The sequence below is a fragment of the Sulfuricurvum sp. PD_MW2 genome, from assembly GCF_002633015.1.
GTDB lineage: Bacteria > Campylobacterota > Campylobacteria > Campylobacterales > Sulfurimonadaceae > Sulfuricurvum.
The window spans coordinates 240,108-256,864 of the sequence record NZ_NSIU01000001.1; the positions used below are offsets into that span (position 1 = coordinate 240,108).

At 43.3% G+C, this 16,757-nt stretch carries 16 protein-coding genes and 5 tRNA genes; 11 read left to right on the forward strand and 10 right to left on the reverse strand.

Going from position 1 to position 16,757, the window contains the following annotated elements:
• The first annotated feature begins 58 nt into the window (after window positions 1–58).
• The gene (gene rpmI / locus CJD30_RS01265; RefSeq protein ID WP_294915518.1) at window positions 59–253 is read left to right on the forward strand and encodes a 50S ribosomal protein L35; all 195 of its coding nucleotides are present in this window, start codon (window positions 59–61) and stop codon (window positions 251–253) included.
• A 94-nt stretch (window positions 254–347) separates the two neighbouring features.
• Complete coding sequence (gene rplT / locus CJD30_RS01270; protein WP_294915519.1) at window positions 348–701, forward strand: 50S ribosomal protein L20; 354 nt, start codon at window positions 348–350, stop codon at window positions 699–701.
• Window positions 702–801: 100 nt separating this feature from the next.
• On the opposite strand, the gene CJD30_RS01275 is transcribed toward rplT, so the two are convergent.
• From CJD30_RS01275 to rsmA, 4 genes are all read right to left on the reverse strand, one after another.
• Window positions 802–1,044, reverse strand: a complete 243-nt coding sequence (locus CJD30_RS01275; RefSeq protein ID WP_294915520.1) for a hypothetical protein — start codon at window positions 1,042–1,044, stop codon at window positions 802–804.
• Complete coding sequence (thyX, locus tag CJD30_RS01280; RefSeq protein WP_294915521.1) at window positions 1,041–1,667, reverse strand: FAD-dependent thymidylate synthase; 627 nt, start codon at window positions 1,665–1,667, stop codon at window positions 1,041–1,043. Before thyX ends, CJD30_RS01275 begins: the two co-directional genes overlap by 4 nt.
• Before the next feature lie 170 nt (window positions 1,668–1,837).
• The gene (locus tag CJD30_RS01285) at window positions 1,838–3,943 is read right to left on the reverse strand and encodes an RNase J family beta-CASP ribonuclease (protein WP_294915523.1); all 2,106 of its coding nucleotides are present in this window, start codon (window positions 3,941–3,943) and stop codon (window positions 1,838–1,840) included.
• Window positions 3,944–4,016: 73 nt separating this feature from the next.
• On the reverse strand, window positions 4,017–4,796 hold the full coding sequence (gene rsmA, locus CJD30_RS01290) for a 16S rRNA (adenine(1518)-N(6)/adenine(1519)-N(6))-dimethyltransferase RsmA (protein ID WP_294915738.1): 780 nt from the start codon (window positions 4,794–4,796) through the stop codon (window positions 4,017–4,019).
• 156 nt (window positions 4,797–4,952) lie between these two features.
• On the opposite strand from rsmA, the gene hisF reads away from it, so the two are divergent.
• From hisF to rlmN, 3 genes are read left to right on the forward strand one after another with little or no spacing between them, the layout of a single operon-like run.
• Entirely contained in the window at window positions 4,953–5,714 is a 762-nt protein-coding gene (gene hisF, locus CJD30_RS01295) for an imidazole glycerol phosphate synthase subunit HisF (protein WP_294915525.1), read from the forward strand.
• On the forward strand, window positions 5,711–6,247 hold the full coding sequence (locus tag CJD30_RS01300; RefSeq protein WP_294915527.1) for a purine-nucleoside phosphorylase: 537 nt from the start codon (window positions 5,711–5,713) through the stop codon (window positions 6,245–6,247). Before hisF ends, CJD30_RS01300 begins: the two co-directional genes overlap by 4 nt.
• Window positions 6,240–7,316, forward strand: coding sequence for a 23S rRNA (adenine(2503)-C(2))-methyltransferase RlmN (gene rlmN, locus CJD30_RS01305; RefSeq protein WP_294915529.1), 1,077 nt, complete (start codon window positions 6,240–6,242; stop codon window positions 7,314–7,316). Before CJD30_RS01300 ends, rlmN begins: the two co-directional genes overlap by 8 nt.
• A gap of 88 nt (window positions 7,317–7,404) precedes the next feature.
• Here the strand turns inward: rlmN and CJD30_RS01310 are convergent, their stop codons facing one another.
• Window positions 7,405–8,214: a M23 family metallopeptidase gene (locus tag CJD30_RS01310; protein ID WP_294915531.1), complete on the reverse strand. Its 810-nt coding sequence runs from the start codon at window positions 8,212–8,214 to the stop codon at window positions 7,405–7,407.
• A 125-nt stretch (window positions 8,215–8,339) separates the two neighbouring features.
• Between CJD30_RS01310 and CJD30_RS01315 the strand changes: the two genes are divergently transcribed.
• From CJD30_RS01315 to CJD30_RS01330, 4 genes are all read left to right on the forward strand, one after another.
• A complete protein-coding gene (locus CJD30_RS01315; protein WP_294915533.1) occupies window positions 8,340–9,239 on the forward strand; it encodes a hypothetical protein in 900 nt (299 codons plus the stop codon).
• Window positions 9,236–11,695, forward strand: a complete 2,460-nt coding sequence (locus tag CJD30_RS01320; RefSeq protein ID WP_294915535.1) for a GGDEF domain-containing protein — start codon at window positions 9,236–9,238, stop codon at window positions 11,693–11,695. Before CJD30_RS01315 ends, CJD30_RS01320 begins: the two co-directional genes overlap by 4 nt.
• Window positions 11,696–11,697: 2 nt before the next feature.
• A complete protein-coding gene (locus tag CJD30_RS01325; protein ID WP_294915537.1) occupies window positions 11,698–12,918 on the forward strand; it encodes an HDOD domain-containing protein in 1,221 nt (406 codons plus the stop codon).
• Between the two features lie 79 nt (window positions 12,919–12,997).
• A complete protein-coding gene (locus CJD30_RS01330; RefSeq protein WP_294915539.1) occupies window positions 12,998–13,213 on the forward strand; it encodes a hypothetical protein in 216 nt (71 codons plus the stop codon).
• Between the two features lie 95 nt (window positions 13,214–13,308).
• On the opposite strand, the gene CJD30_RS01335 is transcribed toward CJD30_RS01330, so the two are convergent.
• From CJD30_RS01335 to CJD30_RS01355, 5 genes are all read right to left on the reverse strand, one after another.
• Window positions 13,309–13,393: transfer RNA gene (locus CJD30_RS01335), tRNA-Leu, on the reverse strand.
• A gap of 15 nt (window positions 13,394–13,408) precedes the next feature.
• Window positions 13,409–13,485: transfer RNA gene (locus CJD30_RS01340), tRNA-Arg, on the reverse strand.
• Between the two features lie 11 nt (window positions 13,486–13,496).
• Window positions 13,497–13,573, reverse strand: a tRNA-Arg gene (locus tag CJD30_RS01345).
• A gap of 53 nt (window positions 13,574–13,626) precedes the next feature.
• Window positions 13,627–13,703, reverse strand: a tRNA-His gene (locus CJD30_RS01350).
• Window positions 13,704–13,753: 50 nt separating this feature from the next.
• Window positions 13,754–13,831, reverse strand: a tRNA-Pro gene (locus CJD30_RS01355).
• A gap of 218 nt (window positions 13,832–14,049) precedes the next feature.
• Between CJD30_RS01355 and CJD30_RS01360 the strand changes: the two genes are divergently transcribed.
• Window positions 14,050–15,420 carry an amino acid permease gene (locus CJD30_RS01360; RefSeq protein WP_294915541.1) on the forward strand — a complete coding sequence of 457 codons (1,371 nt, stop codon included), beginning with the start codon at window positions 14,050–14,052 and terminating at the stop codon, window positions 15,418–15,420.
• Entirely contained in the window at window positions 15,417–16,643 is a 1,227-nt protein-coding gene (locus CJD30_RS01365) for an MFS transporter (RefSeq protein ID WP_294915543.1), read from the forward strand. Before CJD30_RS01360 ends, CJD30_RS01365 begins: the two co-directional genes overlap by 4 nt.
• Window positions 16,644–16,757: the final 114 nt, after the last annotated feature.

Genomic DNA, 16,757 nt, shown 5'->3' on the forward strand with positions numbered 1-16,757 from the left:
TTTTTTTATGGTATAATCCGCGTCTCGTTTAGAGAATTTTTGCGAAAGGATCAAGTCGATGCCAAAAATGAAATCGGTTAAAGGTGCTGTAAAGCGCTTTAAAGTGAAAAAAAATGGTCAGATCAAACGTGGTACAGCGTTCCGCAGCCACATTTTGACAAAACAAGATGCTGGAACTCGACGCAAGCAAAACACCCCTAAAGTGGTTGCTAACGTAGATGTTAAAGCTATCAAAAAGATGATCGTAGGCTAATAACCTATTAACTCTCCAGCATAACGCTGGGCAAGTCCGCAAAGCGGCACCCCGTCATTAAAATTGAAATGAACCGGGTCAAGAAAGGAAAAAAATGCCAAGAGTAAAAACTGGTGTCGTAAGACGCAGACGTCATAAAAAAGTATTGAAACTCGCACGTGGTTTCTACAGTGCACGCCACAAACATTTCCGTAAAGCGAAAGAGCAACTCGAGCGCTCACTCGTATACGCGTTCCGTGACCGTAAACAGAAAAAACGTGAATTCCGTAAATTGTGGATTATCCGTATCAATGCGGCATGCCGCCTAAACGGAATGAGCTATTCAGTATTCATGAACGGCCTTAAACGTGCTAACATCGAACTTGATCGCAAAATCCTTGCTGATTTAGCTATGAACGACGCAGCGGCATTCACTGCCTTGACTGCTCAAGCTAAAGCAGCTCTCTAAATAATAGGGCCCGAAAGGGTCTTATTCACCACTTTCGTTCTTCTTTTTTATTCTTTTACCGCACAATTTAAATTTCTACTATTCCCGAAGGAATACTTGTTTATTGCTCGATTTTGTAGCCTTTGTTTTCGAGACATTTTTGACATTCAACAGTAATTGGGGCTTTTGAAGCTTCGCCGGCAGCTTTTAAATCGTAGTAGCGACACTCTTGAAAATCAGCACGAATACGGTCTTCCGTTTTTCCTGCAGGACAGATCATACCATTAATAGTGATCTCTTTTTCAGCGCATCCGCTGAGAAGTAGCATCGTCGCTGTGAGGCTGAGAAGTAAAATAGTTTTCATGATGTATGATCCTCTTTGAGTGAATTTTCGAACAGATAACGATGATCTTCCGGAAGTGCTTCAAAAACGGCATGAGCTAAATCACGGATTTCCCACAAAGCGGCTTTGTCACTGCGAAGCGAAATAAAGTTTTGCAAACTTCTAGCATTGATCGACCATGTCAATTCGGTTTTGTAACTCTCTGGAAGGCAGTATTTCGCACGATCGTTGCTGATACCGCTTGCAAGTACGATACGGAGGCTTTCGAGCGCTCTTATGCTCATTTCATCTACCATCTCGACATCGGTCATGACCAAATATTTCTCAGCCCGTTCTTTGTGATCAATACTAAAGGGAGCTTCATCTTTGAGTTCTTTGAGGGTGTATCGGGTACTTTTCACACTAAGCGATGCCATGCGGTGTCGTGCAAGCTCTTGGAGCAGGGCACGGCTGATCCCCTCAATGTAGAAGTTATAAACGATATGCTCTAGCGTAGAAGCGTGTTTGAATTTATTGCCGACGCGATCAATCAGAGCACGATCTACCTCTCCTCCGTTATCGCTTTTGTCAAAACTTTGCCAACAGGTGCGGATAGCATCGGAACAGATTACTAATGGTGTGTAATGGTGTAGGGTTACTTTCATGGATGTGTCTTTGGAAGTAATTTTGAGAGAGTATAGCGAAAAGAGATATATACTTTTCTTTTTAATAAGAAAAGTATCAAAAGAAAATTGCCCTCCAACAAGACGCTATCGGTACGCCTTCGCACTACTGCAGGCGACCTCGCTCTTGGTGTGTTGCGAGGGCAGAATTTTTACATTACGAATACATGCGGAACGATAAGTGGGTATTTTTTCATCTTGCGATAGATATGTTTACGTACCACTTGGCGAAGATCGTTTTCTAACGCTTTCGGATTTTCGATAAGTCCCGGTTTCATGTTGAGGAGGAAATGCTCTAGCACATCTTCCATCTCTGCGGCAAACGCTTTGTCATGACGATCGGCAACAAGACCAAAGCTCGTAACGAGTGGTTTTGAGAGGAGATGTGAATCGGCAGCACTCACTTGAGCTACCAGTACAACCATCCCTTCTGCTGCCATTTTTTGACGATCGATGATAATATCGTCTTCAATTTGGTGATTGTTTTGGTTATCGATGTAGGTTTTACCAGTTTTGACGGTTTTTGCTTTACGCATCATTTTGCTATTGACTTCGATACAGTCTCCATCACTCATCAAAAGAATGTTACGCTCAGGGACACCACAGCTTACGGCTGTCTCTTTATGCTTTTGAATATGGTTGTATTCTCCGTGCACCGGCAAGAAGAATTTTGGATTGGTGAGGCGAAGCATCAATTTTTGTTCTTCGATACTCGCGTGACCAGAGACGTGAATATCGCGATCGTTTGCAACTTTGGCACCGGCACGTTGGAGATAGTTGAGCATTCCCGAAATCGATCCTTCATTCCCAGGAATTGCACGGGCTGAGAGGACGATCATATCGGTCGGTTTGATTTTGATATGGCGGTGTTCGCCGATCGCCATACGGAAAAGGGCTGAGCTTGGCTCCCCTTGGCTTCCGGTGGTGACGATAAGGACATCTTTGTCACTCATGCGGTTTGCTTCTTCGGCATCGATGAAGATGTTTTTCGGCAATTTGATGTAATCGTACTGCATACATACTTCGAGATTGCGTTCCATTGAACGTCCGATAACACATACTTTACGGTTATATTTTAATCCCGCCAAAATTGCCTGATAAACACGGTGGATATTTGAGCTGAATGTCGACATAATGATACGACCTTCAGACTTTGCAAAGAGACGATCAAATCCAGGAGCTACCGTCAGTTCACTCGGTGTCCACTCTTTGTTATAAGAGTTGGTTGAATCCGAGAGAAGACAAAGAACCCCTTTTTCACCGTAGTGAGCAAGGCGGTGCAAGTCGGCAGTATAACCATCTACTGGTGTGTGATCGATTTTGAAATCACCTGTATGGATAATCGTTCCTGCTTTGGTAGTAATCGCTAAGGAAGAAGAATCGATGATCGAGTGGGTCATGTGCATCCATTCAATCTCAAAATCGTTTCCGATTTTGTACGGCACACGTTTGACAATCGGGTTGAAATAACGGCGGAAGTCACGCATATGGTGCTCGTCAAATTTGTTACCGATCATTGCTAACGGAAGCGGTGTTCCATAAATCGGAAATTGCATCTCTTTGAAGAAATACGGTACCCCTCCGATGTGGTCTTCGTGGGCATGGGTAATGATGACTGCAACGATTTTTTTACGGATTTCACGAAGGTAGGTGAAGTCAGGTACAAGGATGTCGACACCGTGCATCTCTTCATCCGGAAAGCTCATTCCGATATCGATGATAATGGCTTCGTTTTCGGTTTCGATAACGGTGATGTTTCCGCCGATTTCACCGAGCCCGCCTAGCGGAGTGATGCGGATTTTTTCATTGTTATTGAGATCGAGTTTATAATGTGGATTGAGACGATTTTTATGGGCATCTTGATTTTTTACAACGAAATCACGCAAATTGTTATCGATAGGTGTACTCGGGCTTCCACGGCGTCCACTACGATTGCGGTCGCGGTTACTGCGGGTGGTTTCGGTATCCGTTGCAGTGTTTTCTGAACCTTCTGCTTGTGGAGCACGTGGAGGGCGGTTATCTTGACGCGGAGGTCTGTTATCGTTGCGCGGCGGGCGGTTGTCTTGACGCGGAGGTCTGTTATCGTTACGTGGAGGGCGGTTGTCTTGACGCGGTTCTACGTTTTGACTCTCTGCCAGATTCCCTTCCGTCCCTTCGGGACGATTGGCGTTTCGGCTTCGAAACGGACGACGGTTATTGCGTCGCTGACGATTTTCACCTTGTGGCTGTGTGCTCGGTGCAGTTTGTTCATCGGACATACTATTTCCTTCTTAACGCTCTAGGCGTAGTATATGGTTTGATAGATTGAGATGCTTTAACTTCCCTTGAAAGTTATTGTATAAGGGTGTAAAGCCGGTGAAAGTCAGCGGTGCAAAGCTGATGAGGTCGGATGGTTTTTTCAAGCTCAAGCGTTTCAAAAGCTTGGGCTAAAATGGCGCCATCATAGCGCGAGGAGAGATTTTTGTGGAGGGTTTTACGCGGCTGAGTAAAAGCAATGCGTAAAAATTCTTCAAACCCTTCATCATTACGGTTCGTACGTTTAGAAATGAGCAGTACGCACGAATCGACTTTGGGAGCAGGGTCAAATGCGGTAGGTGGAACGTGTAACACGATTTCCGCATCGCCCACACTCTGCGTTATGACGCTGAGTGCTCCAAAAGCTCTCTCTCCGGGTGCAGCGGAGAATTTCTCCGCCACTTCACGCTGTATCATGACAAGCAAGTTTCGGCACGCCGGATCGGCGAGGGCTTTGAGGATGATATTCGTTGCGATGTAATAGGGCAGATTCGCCACTAAATCGTACGGTTCATCCAAAAGCTCACTCTTCCAATGCTCCAGGACATCTCCGCAGCGGAGGGTTAGGGCGTTGGTAGCGATGGCATCGGCAAAATGGTGCTCCAAATGCTTGCACAAGTCGGTATCGACCTCAAAAGCGGTGACACTTTTGACATCAACTAAATACTTAGTTAAATCACCTAATCCAGGCCCGATTTCAGCGATACGATACGGAGTATCGGGCATCGATTGGATGATTTGCTGTAAAACACTCTCATCGTTTAAAAAGTTTTGGCCAAATTTCTTTTTGGCAATGGCGGCACGCTCTTTTTGCATTGGTTTGATTGTACCCAATAAAGTGTTAATTCCTTATTAAATCATAAAAAAAGTGAATTTGTATTCCTTTAAAGCTATAAAATCACCCTTTGGAATTTATCGTTACTTTTGGTAATAGGGGATATACTTTCACTATGATTGTACACAAGGTGTCAAATGGATAATTTTTTTGCAAAGCGGATTATTCCGTGTCTTGATGTTAAAGACGGACGGGTCGTAAAGGGTGTGAACTTTGTCGGGCTCAAGGATGCTGGAGATCCTGTCGAAGTCGCCAAACGCTATAATGAAGAGGGGGCGGATGAACTCACATTCCTCGATATTACGGCATCGCATGAAGAACGAGATACGATTGTCCATATCGTTGAGCAGGTAGCGAAAGAGGTCTTTATCCCTCTCACTGTCGGCGGGGGAATCCGCGTTCTTGATGATATTTATCGTCTTCTTGCTGTTGGATGCGATAAAGTGAGTATCAATTCGGCTGCTATCAAACGCCCTGAATTTATCAACGAGGGGGCAAAGCGGTTTGGGAGTCAGTGTATCGTTGTCGCGATTGATGTCAAAAAAACGGGCGATCAGTACAACGTTTATCTCAACGGCGGACGGGTTGATACGGGAATTAACGCATATGAATGGGCCAAAGAGGTTGTCGATCGAGGAGCGGGAGAAATTCTCCTTACCTCTATGGATGCGGATGGTACGAAAGCGGGATTTGATCTCTCCATCACCGAGCAGATCAGCCGTGCGGTGAATGTTCCCGTTATTGCCAGCGGTGGAGCGGGGACGATGGAACACATCAAAGATGCGTTTGAGTCAGGGGCCGATGCGGCATTGGCAGCGAGCATTTTTCACTACAAAGAGATCGATATTATGGATCTGAAACGTTACCTCAGTTCTGAGGGGATCCCGGTACGTTTATGATACTTTGTGCCGGTAACAACGAGACCTTTGATTTTGCAACACCGATAGGGGTGGGACTGATCGACAGTGCGATCAATCTGACGCGCCATTGTTTGGTAAACAAACCCGATTTTCTCCTTTTCGTCGGGAGTGCGGGGAGCTATGGCACTCATCAGATCAACGAGATTGTTGAATCTAAAACAGCGGCTAACATCGAGTTAGGATTTTTGGATCAAAGTTCCTACACACCGATAGATAATGTTGTTTCCGCACAAACAGAAAATATCAAAGATGTGATCGTCAACTGCTCCAACTACATCACTACTAGTGAGAGTGCGATGGAAAAATTTCGTGCTTTGGGGTTAGGGATTGAGAACATGGAGTTTTTCAGCGTGATGCGGGTCGCTCAGATTTTTGGAATTCCTGCCGGAGGGGTGTTTTGTATCACCAATTATTGCGACGCCAATGCCCATCGCGATTTTATCAGTAATCATGGATTTGCGAAAGTTCTGCTCCGTGAACATCTCAAAGAAAAAGGGCTGATTCATGGCTAAAAAGTGTATTCTTGATTACACGAAATCGGAACTTGCCGGGATGGTTAAACCCTCTTTCCGTGCCAAACAGATTTGGGGATGGATCTATCATCAGTATGCTATCGGCTTTGAAGCGATGCAAAACCTTCCCAAAGCGATGCGTGAAGAGTTGGAAAGAGACTATGAGATCATGCCCCTTAAAATCGTCCGAAAAGAGTGCTCAACTGATGGGACGATCAAATACCTTTTTGAACTCAGTGATGGAAAAACGGTAGAAACCGTCTGGCTCAAGATGAAAGATGAGTCTATTGATGATGAGGGAAATATCGAACATGAAGCCCGTTTTACCGTCTGTGTCTCAACACAGGTGGGATGCAAAGTAGGATGTTCGTTTTGTCTCACCGCGAAAGGGGGATTTACCCGTGATCTGAGTGCGGGAGAGATTGTCGCGCAGGTGCTCGCAGTAAAAATGGATAATGGTCTTGCAGCACATCGCCGTCTCAATATCGTCTACATGGGGATGGGAGAGCCGCTTGATAATCTCGACAACCTCGCGAAAGCAATCACGATTCTTAAAGATGAAGAGGGACTCTCAATTTCGGGAAAACGCCAAACAGTCTCTACCAGTGGGTTGAGTACAAAAATTGACAAACTCGGAGAGATGGATTTGGGGGTTCATATAGCGATTAGTCTTCATGCTGTTGATGATGAACTTCGTACAGAGCTTATCCCGATGAACAAAGCGTATAACATCGCTTCGATAATCGAAGCGGTGAAACGGTTTCCGATCGATACCCGTAAACGGGTGATGTTCGAGTATCTGGTCATCAAAGGAAAAAATGATGATCTCACTTCGGCAAAAAAGTTGGTCAAGCTTTTGCACGGGATTAAATCAAAGGTAAATCTCATCTATTTTAATCCGTATCCGGGAAGTGACTATCAGCGTCCGACGCGAGAGGATATGGTTGCTTTTCAAGAGTACTTGATCAAACACGGTGTATTGTGTACGATCCGTGATTCCAAAGGGCTTGATATCAGTGCGGCGTGCGGTCAGTTGAAAGAAAAAGAGTTAAGTGAGGTGGTAGTATGAGCGGTATGGATTGGTTTCAGGTTGGGTTTTTAGTGGTTGTCGTAGGTGCCGGCTTAGGCGGATTCATTTGGGCCGCCATGAAACAGGACTAATCAAAAAGAGCATTAATTTTTTCGATCAGATCGAGCGGATCGGTTTGAACTCCATGTACCATAAACCCAAAATGTAGATGCGGCCCGGTGATTCTTCCGGTATCTCCGCTTAGAGCGATGGCGTCTCCTCGTCTTACATACTCTCCTACTTTTACATCGTATCGACTAAGATGAAAATAGCAGCTGTAAATCCCCTCTCCGTGATCGAGGATAATTGTCCCTCCCGAGTAATAGCGATCTTCGGCTAAGACAACGATGCCGTTGTTGGTAGCTTGGATCGGAATGGGCGTTCGGGCTCTGAAATCAACTCCGCCATGATAGCTTTTTAGTGTTTCGTTGTAGGTGCGTTTAGAACCGTATTCACTGGTAATATTGGAATCGAGAGGTTTGATAAATCCTTTCTCCCAATAGCGTATGGGAGTAAAGTGCTCATAGATCTTTTTTGCTTGCAAACGTTCGCGTTCAATCCGCTCAAGCGCTTCGCTCGGTGGGGTCACTTTGGCGGGGTCAACACTGAGTGTTTCAGTTGGATAGGGGGCTTCTTGGATATGTAGAGAGATTGGTGTTGTTTTACCGGGAGCGATCCAAGTTAGATTCGTATCTCCGATAGCGCTATAATAATCGATGGGGAGGATAGCAATTCCCCGTGTTGTATCGTTTGGATAGGCTAAAACACTGAAGTTGCGATCGTAGGTATAAATCGTTCCTGCCGGAGAAGGTAAGATCAAAATAGTACTTTTTCCAGTATACCCCTCAATAGCAAAAAGCATCCAAAAAGAAAGGGCTAAAATTGTAATTATGCGCATAGTGTTCTCCGATTTTCAGAGTGCAATTGTAGCATTAACCCGTGTTGAAGAGAGATAATGAATTTTTTTCGAAAAATTATGTTATCATCGACTAGCACAGACAGCAGTAATGAGAGATACGTGATATGAAAAAAGCGCGGATTTTGAGCTTTATATTGCTCTTTTTTATAAGTTTGATCGTCATGATCTATTTGTATGTGAATAGATCAGTTGAAACAACCAAAATTCATATTTCGAGTAATCCATGGGTGGGATTTACCCCTTTTATCTATGCGCAGGAAAAAGGGTGGCTGGAGAAAACCTCGTTTAAATTTATTTGGCTTGTTGATTTGGATGAAAATTCCCATTTGTACGAGCGGGGGTTTACCCAAGGATTTACCGCAACACAATATGAACTGCTCCATTTTAATGAATGGGAAAAGTTGAAGCCGGTGTTTTTTATCGATCGCTCTTACGGGGCTGATGCGATAGTCTCCAACCGATCGATCCAAGAGATTGAGACCTATAAAGATGTCGTCGATGTTTATTTGGAACAAGGGTCCCTGAATGATGATTTTTTAGATGCGTTCATCAAAGAAAAAGGGCTTCAATCGGTTAAACTTCATAAAATTGATGCGTCACAGAAAAATATTCTTTCGCTAAAAGAGAGTGATAAACCGATTATTATCATCTCCTATCAGCCTTATTTGTCCACACTGCTCAAAAAAGGGTATCAACCTATCGCATCGACTCGGACAATGGAGTCTTTTTTTGTGATCGATGCATTGTTTGTCGATGAAGATGCAATCAAAGGGAGAGAAAAAGAGTTCGCACAGCTCAAAGAACTCTTTTCGATTGGTGTGGAACGCTTCCGATCCAATCCCCGAGAATATTACGAAACGGTCAAAGGGTATTTAGAGGGGCAGAGTTATGAAGAGTTTATGGCAGCTACGACACAAATAGAGTGGCTTTACCAAAAAAATGATCCCAAAATCATAGAATATCTCAGTACTCAGCAGATAAAGAGCGATAGGCTTCTCAAGTGAAATTAGAACGTTTCAATTTTATTAATTTAATCGCTTTTTTCGTGATGGTAGGGCTTTTATCGGGTATTTTTTATTACGTTGAGCGATATACGACGTTGCGGTATATTGCTGAGAGAATCAATCAAGATTTTTTTGGTTTGGAAAAAGATATAGAAAATGCTCTTCAAGAAAATCGTTTGGAGAATGTTCAGGGGTTGTTAGATCAAACAAGTGCGATTGACAATGCGATTGGGGTTATTTCCGTCTCGTTGGACGGTAAAACGATTGCAGTCTCTTCATCACGCGCGTTAATCGGTAAAACGGTTGATGGAAGCTATTTTCCCCTATCGCAAATTTTTCAACGCCTTACAGAGGATGAAAGTTTATCTTATAGTGCTGATTTAAAATATTTTATCGGACCGGCGAAGAAAAATGCGGTGTTGTTCATAGAGTTAAATGAATCCTATATTTTTGAACGTCTTAATCAAATTGCACTGTTTTATGGGGTGACTCTCTTTTTGGTCTTGGGGATTATTGCGATCGTGATTATGAAAACGGTGAATACATGGATCGCATTACCGATTAAAAAAATTGCTTTGCGTACACGACAAGAGAATCCTATTGCAGAAACTCATTTTATTGAAGAACTATCTGTATTAGATCAAGCCTTGAGTGATGCTATCAATTCAATGCAAAGCCAGCAAATACGCCTAAAAGCAGCATTGGATGAGTCTTTGTATTTAGATGGGATATTGCGTACGGTTGCCGATATCAATCAGTTGTTGATCACGGCCAAAAGTAGTGATGAACTTTTGCAAAAATCGTGCAATAGATTGGCGGAGCACTCTGGATACGGTTTGTGCCATATTGCATTAAAAGAGGAAAGTACACTTAGTATAGAAGCATATTCATCTGATCCGACGGGATATCTTTCTCGAAAAATGAAAATTTCTTTGGTAAATGAGAATGAAAAAAATAACCCTATCGTAAGAGCAATGAATGAAGCTTCTACGATAGTCATAGAGAATATGGAGTATTCACAAGCATCAAAAGAGTGGTGCACGATTGCAGAGAGGGGGCAGTTCGGATCTCTGATCGCGCTTCCGTTGTTCAGCGCAATCGATGCAGTGCCTTTAGGAGTCATGACGCTGTATATTAAAAGCTCAGGAGGGTTTGAACCCAAAGAGATAGCAATGCTGGAGGAGCTTGCAGGCGACATAGGGTTTGCCGTGAACTCATTTGTTCAGCGTGAAGCGTTGAAATACCATTTAACCACCGATGCCAATACTAATTTGCCAAACCGTTTTTCATTGGTTGAGACATTGATGAGAGAAAATATATGTGCATTGGGAATCATCAATATCGATCGTTTCAGTGATATTAACGAAGTATACGGCATTGAAATCGGGGATGCCATTTTGTCCAAATACGGAGATTGGCTTCGACAGCAAATTGCAATGACCGATATGATTGAGTTGTACAAGCTAGGAAGCGATGAATATGTATTGGTTGCAGTCGATTGTGATGATATGGATCGATTTATTGTATTTTTGAACGGATTGATTATTGCGACACAAAAAGAAGTTTTTTGGGTGGATGAAATAGGGATTAATCTAACCATTACAATAGGAGTTGCACACTCCCATGAGCGCGGACTTGAACATGCGACAGCCGCGTTGAAACAAGCAAAACGCAACCGCCGCAGTTTGGAACTTTTTTCCAATGCCTCCAAGGAAGAACAAGAGAATAATATTGCATGGTATAAACGCCTTAAAGAAGCGATAGAGGAGTCTCGTATTGTCCCTTATTTTCAACCGATTGTGGATAATAAAACCGGAAAAATTATCAAATACGAGGCACTAATGCGTTTGATTGAGCGCGATGGAAAAGCTATTTCACCTCCTCAATTTTTAGATATTGCAAAGAAAACAAAGCTTTATCCTGAACTGACCAAAATTATGATAGAAAAAGTCGCTGCAGTGTTTACAAACTTGACGATACCGGTAAGTATCAATCTATCTTTGCAAGATTTGATCAATCTGCATTTGGCCAATTATTTAGAGCAAGTTATTCAAGAGAATCATATGGGGAAACTTCTCATATTTGAAATTTTAGAGAGTGAAGGGATCGAAAACTACAGTGCTGTAAGTGAATTTGTGGATCGTTTTAAAGCAATCGGATGCCGATTCGCTATTGATGATTTTGGATCTGGATACTCCAATTTTGACCATTTATTGAAGTTGACGATCGATACGTTAAAAATTGATGGCAGTTTGATCAAAAATTTACCGCATGATCGCAACGCACAGATATTTGTTAAGCACATCTGTGAATTCGCACACGAGATGGGAATTACCGTTGTTGCCGAATTTGTTGCCAACGAGGATATTTATAATCAAGTGTGTGCAATGGGGGTTGATGCGTCTCAAGGATATTATTTCTATGAACCATCCCCTATGCTGATAGATGAGAGGTAACGATGGGAAGCAGCTATATTGGACGACAACCTGTTGTAACCGAGCGTGGAGCATTAGCGTATTATGATCTGTTCTCTTCTATACAAAACGTTAATGCTCAGGCAACAGCCACATTGATCAATAATCTTCAAAGTTCGTTTGGAATCGATCGTATATTGGGACGCCGGATTGGTTTGATCCGTGTCGATCATCGATTTGTATTTCATGGCTTATTGTCACTTTTGCCAAAAGAGCGGGTTATTTATTCTTTATTGGAAGAGAGTATCATCGATGAGGTATTATGTGCCCAACTTGAAGAACTGAAAAACCAGGGGTACCGATTTGCACTGAATGATTTTGCATTTACACCTGAAAATATAGAAAAATTTGCTCCGATTTTCCCGTATGTGGAGTGTATCAAGATCGATATTCCTCGAAGCAAAGAGATTCAACGAGATGAAGTAGAAGCACTAAAGGCTCAAGGATTAACGGTAATAGGGTCAAAAATTGAATCGCACGATATGCATGCTGAGTGTGTTGCCAAAGGATTCACATATTTCCAAGGGTATTTCATCTCCAAGCCGAAAACCCTTGAGAACCCTTCATTTTCACTTGATCATGGGGCCGTGATGCAGTTGTGGAATATGCTCCAGAGCGATGCTGAAATCGATGAATTAGTCAGCGCGTTTGAAATAAACCACATGATCAGTTTAAAGCTTATCCGCTTTATAAATTCAGCGGTTTTTTCTCTAAAAAATCCAGTCTCTTCCGTTCGGAATGTTTTGACACTTATGGGACGTGAACCATTGTCACAATGGATTATGATGTTGTTGTTTTCAGAAACTCAGGGATCGGATGAAAACTCTATCCCGTTGATGCTGATGGTGGTTAATCGTACAGAGCTGATGACGCAACTTTTGGAACTCATTCAACCAAAAGCGACAAAAGGGGAGAAAGCGACAGCGTATTTTGTCGGAATGCTCTCTTTGATCCATCTATTGTTTCATATTCCGCATAGGGAAATATTGAGACGACTTAACGTTGCTCCGGAAATAGAGAGAGCACTGTTTGAGGGAGATGGGTTTTATGGAGAACTCTTAACCATGGTACGTTCCATCGAGATGCTAGATTCTGAGGGAATAGAACTATTTTTGAAAAAACATGATTTAGAGTATGCTTCATTGGAGCCTTTGATTGCTTCAGCTATGGAAAAAGTGAATCAATTTGATGCGGCGATGGAGTAGTTTCGGATAAATTTTAGCGCTAAAATCATAGGGTGGAATATCAAATGCTTTACGTACGATAAGTATGTAAAGGATAAGTATGATTATAGTCAATAGTTCTCTTCAAACCCCATCTATGATGGAATCTACTCAGATTGCACAATCGGTATACCAAAATAACCGTTCCGTAGATGATGCAATCGCAGAATTTAATGTACAAGAAGTGCAAAAAAATCAGAGTAATTTTGATGAAAACCTTGCGGTAATGGCGGCACAATTAACAGGTAAAGGGCTGTCGCTAGACTTGCGAGGATAAGCAGCTAGAAAAAAGTAACAATGAAAATAGAATAAAAGTGTTGAAAAGATAAGATTTTGATTTTTTGAAAGTTTTAAGAGAGATTAAATAAAAGATGGTGCGGATGAAAGGACTTGAACCTTCACACCGTGAGGCACCAGATCCTAAGTCTGGCGTGTCTACCAATTTCACCACATCCGCATAAAAAGTCTAAGGTGGTACGCCCTAGAGGATTCGAACCTCTGACCGATGCCTTAGAAGGGCATTGCTCTATCCAGCTGAGCTAAGGACGCACGAGTTACTATGGTGCGCCCGATAGGGTTCGAACCTATAACCTACGGATCCGAAGTCCGTTACTCTATCCAGTTGAGCTACGAACGCACAATCGCCTTCTAAAACATCGTGTATCAAAGGAGTTTCAAACCAGAAACAAATGGGGTGGAATATGGGAATCGAACCCACGACCCTCAGAACCACAACCTGATGCTCTAACCGACTGAGCTAATTCCACCATTTATAAATCAAAGAATCTGTTTGAATGATACAAAAAAGAAAAAAACATGGTCGGGGTGAAAGGACTCGAACCTTCGGCCCCTTGGTCCCAAACCAAGTACTCTAACCATACTGAGCTACACCCCGACCTTCAGCTAATTGTCTCAATTGAGCTAATTAGTGAGGCGAAATTATAGTTAAAATTCCAAATATTGTCAAGACTATTACGTAACTATCGTAAACGATTTGTCTTATTTCAAACTCCGATCAACCAAAAAACAACACTCAGCGTACTAAAATAATGTATAATAGATCCCAATTACGTGCGGTGTAAACGTGTTGTGAGTGAGAGATAAGGAGGGGAAGTGAAAGATATTTTTCGGAAAAAAGATATGTCCGGTGTGAACGGAGAATTTCAGCGCAGACTAGGATTGATGGATGTGACATTCATCGGTGTTGGTGCAGTGATCGGAGCCGGAATCTTCGTCATTACGGGTCAAGCGGCGGCGACGATGGCAGGACCTGCGATTGTATTGTCGTTTTTGCTCGGTGCGGTCATGATCGGTATTACGGCGCTTATTTATGCGGAGCTTAGTTCGGCGTATCCGGTAGCGGGGAGCGCGTATAGTTTTACATTTGCATCGCTTGGAGAGGTGTTTGCATGGTTTGTCGGCTGGAATTTGCTGCTTGAATACGGTGTAGCTACAGCAGCCGTTGCTACGGGGTGGTCGGGATATTTACGCCGATTTTTGGAAAATTCGATGGGTATCCATATCCCGACGGCACTCAGCGGAGCGTATGACCCGAGTGCGGGAACCTATATCGATATCAGTGCATTTGGGATTATTTTGGCGATTTTCGTCCTTTTGGCGATTGGAATCAAAGAGAGTGCCAAAGTGAATACGGCGATTGTTCTGATCAAACTAGGCGTTTTGGTCACTTTTGTGGTGGTAGGGTTGCCACATGTTGATTTTCAAAATCTTTCCAATTTCTTTCCGTTTGGATGGGAAGGGGTTTGGCATGGTGCGTCATTGATTATTTTTGCGTATTTGGGGTTTGATGCGATCAGTACGGTAGCCGAAGAGACCAAAAATCCGGGGCGTAATATCCCATTGGGGTTGATTTTATCGTTAGCGCTATCGGTCGTCTTTTTTATCTTGGTCAGTTTCACTCTAACGGCAATTGTTCCGTATCAAGAACTTAATGTTCCTGACGCTCTTGCGTTTGCTCTTTATAAAGTGAATGAACCTTTTGCCGCAAATGTGATTGCACTTGGTGCCGTCATTACGATTACGACTGTAATGATCGTTATGGGGCTTGGGTTTACCCGTGTATTTTTTGCTCTTGCGCGTGATGGACTGCTCCCTAAAGGGTTGAGTGAAATTCATCCGAAATTTAATACACCGTATAAAGCAACCATTATTGGCGGTATTATCCTTAGTATCATGGCGGGGTTAATACCTCTTAAAACGTTGGCAGAATTGGTGAACATCGGAACATTGTTTGCCTATTTGATGGTTGCAATAGCGATTATCGTTCTTCGACGTCAAAATATCATTCAGCCGGTCTTTAAAGTCCCGGCATTCAAAATATTGATGCCGCTCAATTTTATTTTGATCCTTTTTATGATGGCGGGATTGCCGTTTGAGACATGGGTTCGCTTTCTGGGTTGGTCGATCATTGGAATGCTGATTTATGTCTATTACAGCGCAAAGCGTGCTAAGGTGGAAGAATGAGCAGTGTATCGATCTGGCGTCAGGTTTTGACGCTGCCAGTCATCGTTATCGCGATGGGGTATTTTGTCGATATTTACGACCTGATTTTATTTGGGGTTGTGCGGGTGAGCAGTTTAACCGAATTGGGACTGGATAAAGACGGTATTACCCTGTGGGGATCGTATATCCTCAATGCTCAAATGGCGGGTATGCTCATCGGTGGGATTCTTTGGGGGATATTGGGGGACAAAAAAGGGCGTCTTTCAGTCCTATTTGCTTCAATTATCCTCTATTCAGTTGCTAATTTGCTCAATGCGTTTGTCACCAATGTCGAACAGTATGCTCTGCTCCGCTTTATCGCCGGTATCGGATTGGCGGGAGAGCTCGGAGCGGGAGTAACGTTGGTTGCCGAAATCCTCCCCAAAGAGCTTCGGGGATACGGAGTCATGAGTATCGCGGCATTTGGAGTTTTGGGGGTAGTAGCCGCCAATATCGTTGCAGAGCACTTTGCATGGCGAAACGCTTATATTTTTGGTGGTGTTTTAGGCTTTTTGCTATTGGTTCTTCGGTTCCGTGTCCGAGAGTCGGCGATGTTTGAACACCATGCTTCGGGGGATGTGAAGCGGGGGCAGTTTTTTGCCCTCTTTACCCACAAAAAGCTGTTCGGTAAATACATCAAAGCGATTGTTATCGGTATGCCGTTATGGTATGTTGTTGGGATTTTGGTAATGTTCTCCCCGGAGTTTGCGAAGGCACTTGCAATTGAGGGAGAGGTAAAAGCGGGGCAAGCCCTCATGTATACCTATATCGGATTATCGATCGGAGATTTGGCGAGCGGATATCTTTCTCAGCGTCTTCGAAGTCGTAAACAAGCCTATACGATCTTTATGGCTCTCTCGGTGGCCAGTGTCCTTTATTACTTTACCCTTTCAGGAGCGAGTGCACAAGCTTTTTATTTTGGGGTCTTTTTATTGGGTGTGTTTTGCGGTTACTGGGCGCTCTTTATCACGATGGCTGCAGAGCAGTTTGGAACCAATATCCGTGCGACTGTAGCAACGACGGTTCCAAATTTCGTTCGCGGTTCAGTGGTACCTATTACATCGAGCTTTATGCTTCTCAAAGAGAGTATGGGGGTTTTGGGCTCTGCCGCAACGGTTGGGGTTGTGGTCTTTACGATTGCTTTGGTCGCGCTCTATTTTACGCGTGAAACGTTTCATGAGGATTTGGACTATATCGAAGCGTGATAGGTATATTTTGGTGACATTATTTATAAAATCTCCGTGATCCAATACAAAGAGCCGTTCCAAAGGCAGTAGTGCCGAGAGGAACGAGCGTTCTTGGATCATGGTATGCTCTTT